The sequence below is a fragment of the Sporomusa sp. genome, from assembly GCF_057736855.1.
Window position 1 is genome coordinate 6,540 of the sequence record NZ_JBYKYF010000075.1, and the last position, 5,440, is coordinate 11,979.

7 protein-coding genes are annotated in these 5,440 nt (G+C 44.4%); 6 read left to right on the top strand and 1 reads right to left on the bottom strand.

Translation table 11 applies throughout. From position 1 onward, the window contains the following. From mmdA to madM, 6 genes are all read left to right on the top strand, one after another. Window positions 1-1,389 (top strand): methylmalonyl-CoA decarboxylase subunit alpha (mmdA, locus tag AC29Z1_RS06970; protein ID WP_488270737.1); only part of this gene is annotated, 1,389 nt, incomplete at its 5' end. A gap of 34 nt (window positions 1,390-1,423) precedes the next feature. Then, a complete protein-coding gene (locus AC29Z1_RS06975) occupies window positions 1,424-1,708 on the top strand; it encodes an OadG family transporter subunit (protein WP_488270738.1) in 285 nt (94 codons plus the stop codon). A 31-nt stretch (window positions 1,709-1,739) separates the two neighbouring features. Next, the gene (locus AC29Z1_RS06980) at window positions 1,740-2,138 is read left to right on the top strand and encodes a biotin/lipoyl-containing protein (RefSeq protein ID WP_488270739.1); all 399 of its coding nucleotides are present in this window, start codon (window positions 1,740-1,742) and stop codon (window positions 2,136-2,138) included. 187 nt (window positions 2,139-2,325) lie between these two features. Then, a complete protein-coding gene (gene madB, locus AC29Z1_RS06985) occupies window positions 2,326-3,531 on the top strand; it encodes a Na+-transporting malonate decarboxylase, carboxybiotin decarboxylase subunit (protein ID WP_488270740.1) in 1,206 nt (401 codons plus the stop codon). 194 nt (window positions 3,532-3,725) lie between these two features. Next, window positions 3,726-4,088 carry a malonate transporter subunit MadL gene (gene madL, locus AC29Z1_RS06990; protein WP_488270741.1) on the top strand — a complete coding sequence of 121 codons (363 nt, stop codon included), beginning with the start codon at window positions 3,726-3,728 and terminating at the stop codon, window positions 4,086-4,088. A gap of 34 nt (window positions 4,089-4,122) precedes the next feature. Beyond that, window positions 4,123-4,893: a malonate transporter subunit MadM gene (madM, locus tag AC29Z1_RS06995; protein WP_488270742.1), complete on the top strand. Its 771-nt coding sequence runs from the start codon at window positions 4,123-4,125 to the stop codon at window positions 4,891-4,893. Window positions 4,894-5,027: 134 nt separating this feature from the next. Here madM and AC29Z1_RS07000 read toward each other — a convergent pair whose 3' ends face one another. Continuing rightward, complete coding sequence (locus tag AC29Z1_RS07000) at window positions 5,028-5,177, bottom strand: hypothetical protein (RefSeq protein WP_488270743.1); 150 nt, start codon at window positions 5,175-5,177, stop codon at window positions 5,028-5,030. Between the last annotated feature and the right edge of the window lie 263 nt (window positions 5,178-5,440).

A 5,440-nucleotide genomic window follows, 5' to 3' on the forward strand; every position in this document is an offset into this window, starting at 1 on the left:
CCAGGTTCATTTGTTGAATTGGATCAATTTGTGAAACATCGTTGCACTAACTTTGGCATGGAAAAAGAAGAAGCTCCAGGTGAAGGCGTCGTTACCGGTTATGGAACTGTCGACGGCCGGCTGGTATATGTTTACGCTCAGGATTTCACGGTTATTGGTGGTTCGCTGGGAGAAAAACATGCCGCTAAGATTTCCAAAGTGCAGGATTTAGCACTGAAGATGGGCGCACCTATTATTGGTCTAAACGACTCTGGCGGTGCTCGCATTCAGGAAGGTGTTGACGCACTGGCCGGTTTTGGCGATATCTTCTACCGGAATACCTTGGCTTCAGGAGTGATTCCTCAGATTTCAGTGATTATGGGGCCTTGTGCCGGCGGCGCCGTGTATTCTCCGGCTATTACTGATTTTATTTATATGGTTAAGAACACCAGTCAAATGTTTATTACTGGCCCACAGGTTATTAAATCCGTAACCGCAGAGGAAGTAACCGCTGAGGCATTGGGAGGCGCTATGACGCATAGCACAGTGTCTGGTGTGGCTCACTTTGCTGCAGAAAACGATGAAGATTGTATGGCACAGGTTCGGTACTTGCTGAGCTTCTTACCGAGCAATAATTTGGATGATGCTCCGGTTGTGGCAACAGGCGACGATCCGTCCCGGATGGATGAAAGCCTCAATACACTGATGCCGGATAATCCGAACCAACCTTACAATATGTATGATGTTATCAAAAGTATCGTAGATAACGGCGAGTACTATGAAGTGCAGCCTCATTACGCTAAGAATATCATTATTTGTTTTGCCCGATTTGACGGCCGGACAGTGGGAATTATCGCTAATCAGCCAATGGTCATGGCCGGATGCTTGGATATTAACGCTTCTGACAAAGCCGCTCGCTTTATCCGCTTCTGCGACGCCTTTAATATTCCGATTCTGAGTCTTGTGGATGTTCCAGGATTTTTGCCAGGTACCGGACAAGAATACGGCGGCATTATTCGTCATGGCGCTAAAATGTTGTACGCTTATTCGGAAGCTACGGTTCCGAAGATTACGGTAATTACCCGCAAGGCTTATGGTGGCGCGTATATTGCTATGTGTTCACAGCATCTTGGTGCAGACCAAGTCATGGCTTGGCCGACAGCCGAAATTGCGGTAATGGGTCCGGCCGGAGCGGCTAATATCATCTTCCGGAATGATCCAGATGCCAAAGCGAAGACTGAAGAATATGTCAGAGAGTTTGCTACTCCGTACAAAGCGGCTGAACGTGGTTATGCCGATCAAGTAATTGTACCTAGCGAAACACGTCCTCGGATTATTAGCGCGCTGAATGCATTGGCTACCAAACGTGAAACTCGTCCCGCCAAGAAACACGGAAATATTCCACTATAAGGCAGTTATGGTCAAAAAGGGAGGAATGTAAAAGATGATATGGCTTGGATTGGTGTGTATTGTTGCCATCGTCTTTTTCTTGCGTAGCCGTTACAGCGAAGAAGAGGAAGAAATCCAGGTGCCAGTGGTTGCGGCTGCTACCACTGTGAGTGAGACAATGACCGAAACCGAAGATGACGATGAGTTGCTGGCAGTAATTACTGCTGCTATTGCTGAGCTGGAAGGATCAAGCAATTTTCAGGTAATGAGTGTAACAGCAAAACCCAATAGCAAATGGGTGACCTCAGCCCGGCAAGAACCAGTATATAACCGCCTGTAAATGGCTAGAAGGAATTTAAGGAGGAAATCAGATGACAACATATACAATTACTGTAAACGGAAAAACTTATGACGTTAGTGTGGTAAAAAACGGAACAACTGCAGTTGCACCAACCGCACCGGCAGTTCAGCCTGTGGCTGCACCCGCTCCAGCCGCTGCACCAGCACCGGCTCCATCTCCTGCTCCAGCCGCTAAACCGGCAGCTAATACTGCAGGAGGCGCTACTGTCAGTGCGCCAATGCCTGGTAAAGTCATTGAAGTCAAAGTAAAAGTCGGCGACAGTGTGAAAAAGGGTCAAGAGGTTCTCATGTTAGAGGCTATGAAAATGCATAATCCTGTAATGGCTCCTTGCGACGGTGTAGTAAAGGTTCTGAACGTCAAAGCTGGCGATCCGGTACAAGCAGGCATGCAGTTAATTACTATCGGTTAATGTGTAGTTAATAAGTCTGCTAGTGCGAGATATCGAGATATAAAGGAGGAAACAAGTTGGATATATATACATATGCAGGTTTTGCTTATGGTCTGACGGCTGTACTTTCTTTTTTAACAGTTGGCTTAATATTGCTGGTTAATAAAGTCGTTAGCCGTATTTGAGTTTAGTTAGGAGAGGTAAAAAAGTGAATGAAATCTTGCACAACCTATTTCCCGGCATTTTTTCCTTCTTGGTTCAAGAGCCGTCAATCGTTTATGCCCGGTTATTTCTGATTCTGTTTGGTTTTGCTTTGGCCTATTTAGGCTTTAAACGAACCCTGGAACCGTTAATCATGGTGCCGATGGGTATTGGTATGATTGCTATTAATACTGGCGTATTATTTATGAATGGCGGTATCGGCAACATATTTCTTGACCCATTGGTTTCCCAGCCGGATGACCTGGTGAATATTATGCAGATCAACTTCCTGCAGCCGGTTTATAATTTAACCTTTAGTAATGGTCTGATTGCTTGCATTGTGTTTTTTGGAATTGGCGCCATGTGCGATATAGGCTTTGTATTGGCCCGTCCTTGGGCAAGTATGGTTGTGGCAGTATTTGCAGAAATGGGGACATTTGCGACCCTTGTTATCGGCTACAAAATGGGACTGCCAATCGGCGAGGCGGCGGCAGTAGGAACCATTGGCGGCGCCGATGGTCCTATGGTATTGTTTACCTCATTAATGCTGGCCCCTGATCTGTTTGTTCCGATTTCGATTATTGCCTACTTGTATTTAAGTTTAACCTATGCTGGTTATCCATATCTGATTAAATTGATGATCCCGAAAAAATACCGCGGTTTAGAGATGAAAATGAAACACGTCGAAGTGCCGAAAAATCAGAAGTTTATTTTCATCGTCATTATGTGCGGTGTGCTCTGTCTGCTGCTGCCTGTGGCTGCACCATTAATTATGTCCTTCTTCCTAGGCGTAGCCATTAGGGAAGCTGAGATTGAGCCATATCAAAAATTACTGGATAACACCTTACTGTATTGCGCCACTCTGTTTTTAGGGTTATTGCTTGGTATTCTTTGCGATGCCAAAACCATTATGGATCCTAAAGTGGGGATTTTAATTATCCTTGGTATTCTTTCATTGGCTATTTCTGCAGTTGGTGGAATTCTTGGCGGTTGGGTGGTTTACTGGTTTACCAAAGGTAAGTTTAATCCTACCAGTGGCATTGCTGGTGTATCTTGTGTACCAACTACCGCTAAACTGGCACAGTATGCGGCTACAGAAGCTAATCCTTATTCCATAATCTTGCCAGTAGCCCTGGGTGCAAATATTAGTGGGGTTATTGTAAGTGCGATTGCTACTGGGGTATTTATTTCCACAGTAAACTTGGTCAAATAGCTTGTAAGCATGTGAAATGAGTGGGGCGGTTATTTGTTGTGCAGCCGCCTCACAATGTGAAAAATTGTCAAAACAGAATGAAATCAAGCACAAATTTCTGTTATGTGGGTGCTAATAACCTTGTATGTTAGCCCTGAGCTTATTTGTTGTCCTGTTTGTAGATCTTTATTGGCTATATAAATGGAGGGATTGTAATGGCAATTTATGGTGTAGCGCTTCTGTCCTTTTGTTATTTTGTCGGAATTTGGTTCGGCGATATCCTAGGGGCTCTTCTTGGTGTCAAAGCTAACGTTGGCGGCGTTGGTTTTGCCATGTTTCTGCTAATTATTCTTACGCAAAAACTCATAAAAGCCGGTAAATTATCAAAGCCGGCACAAGATGGCATCTCTTTCTGGAATGCTATGTACATACCGATTGTTGTTGCCATGACGGCGCAACAAAATGTGGTTGCGGCTATCAAGGGCGGTCCATTAGCAATTGCGGCCGGTGTTATTGCGGTTTTAGTAGGTTTCTTTTTTGTACCACTATTAAGTAAAATCAGTAAACCCAAAGCATAAGCCATAAACGGCAAACAATAGGAGGATGGCATCTATGGATTTAGGAAAAATGATTTATAACATTTTTGTTTCCAATGGCTTAGTTATGTCTTTCATGGTTGTTGGTTTGGTGACATATCTTTCATACCAAATCTCCGATAAACTTACGAATAAGCGGATTCACGGTTCCGCCATCGCTATCGTTTTTGGCTTAATATTGGCCTACTGGGGCGGTGCTGTTACTGGCGGGTCCAAAGGTCTTGCTGATATTAAATTCTTCTCAGGTATTGGGTTAATGGGCGGCGCTATGCTCCGCGATTATGCCATCGCTTCCACTGCCTTTGGTGCGGATTTAGGAGAGATTCGAAAAACCGGAATTGCCGGTGTTCTTTCACTCTTTTTAGGTGTTGTTTCGGCTTATGTAGTCGGCGTATTGCTGGCTTTGGCCTTTGGCTATACCGATTCCGTTAGTTTAGCAACCATTGGTGCTGGTGCTGTAACCTTTATAGTTGGACCGGTTACTGGTGCTGCTATTGGCGCAAGTTCTCCTGTAATTGCTATAAGTATTGCGGCCGGGGTTGTAAAATCAATTGTAGTTATGGTGGCTACGCCGACAGTGGCGAAATTCATCGGCTTAAACAATCCGCAGGCAGCGATTGTGTACGGTGGCCTTATGGGGACTACCAGCGGAACGGCAGCAGGTCTGGCGGCTACTGATCCCAAACTGGTACCTTATGGTGCCATGACTGCAACCTTCTATACCGGACTAGGTTGCTTGCTCTGCCCGTCAGTTTTATATCTTGCCACTAAGGCTATTTTTGGCTAACAGTTCAATAAAAAACACCTATCAGACCCAGCGAGGTCAGATAGGTGTTTTTTTCTGCTATATTTACTATGCATAAGTTTCGGTACTACGGCAGTAAAAGCAAATCAATTTCTATAGGGCAGTGGGTAAGCCGTTTAAGAATGAATATAAGGGTCGCGGCGGTTACGTAATTTGTCTTGGATGGCACCGCTGGTCGGAGGATTGTTATATTTTGCCGGAGGCTGTTCGGACACATGTTTATTGAAAAGATCCTGTTGCGTTGCGCCGCTATCGCCTTTGGACATGGTTATCACCTCGTTTATTTTTAGTATTTCCGTGAAAGCTGTACATTAGCCGTACATAATGAAAGCAATTTTTCATAATTTTGGTTTAGTTATCCTTTGGGTTTGACGTAACCATGTGGCAACTAAAATATGTATATCTTGATAACTAATAGGGAATAATAAAGCCAGTAAGACTTACATTCAAGTTAGAAAGGATGGTATTATACTATGAACTTGCTTTGGTTTTTAATCATTGGGATAGTTGCCGGCTGGTTGGCAGGTAT

Bases quoted from the DNA above. Each gene is read 5' to 3' on its own strand.
- madL (WP_488270741.1), top strand. From the start codon at position 3,726: ATGGCAATTTATGGTGTAGCGCTTCTGTCCTTTTGTTATTTTGTCGGA.
- AC29Z1_RS06975 (WP_488270738.1), top strand. From the start codon at position 1,424: ATGATATGGCTTGGATTGGTGTGTATTGTTGCCATCGTCTTTTTCTTG.
- madM (WP_488270742.1), top strand. From the start codon at position 4,123: ATGGATTTAGGAAAAATGATTTATAACATTTTTGTTTCCAATGGCTTA.
- AC29Z1_RS06980 (WP_488270739.1), top strand. From the start codon at position 1,740: ATGACAACATATACAATTACTGTAAACGGAAAAACTTATGACGTTAGT.
- AC29Z1_RS07000 (WP_488270743.1), bottom strand. From the start codon at position 5,177: ATGTCCAAAGGCGATAGCGGCGCAACGCAACAGGATCTTTTCAATAAA.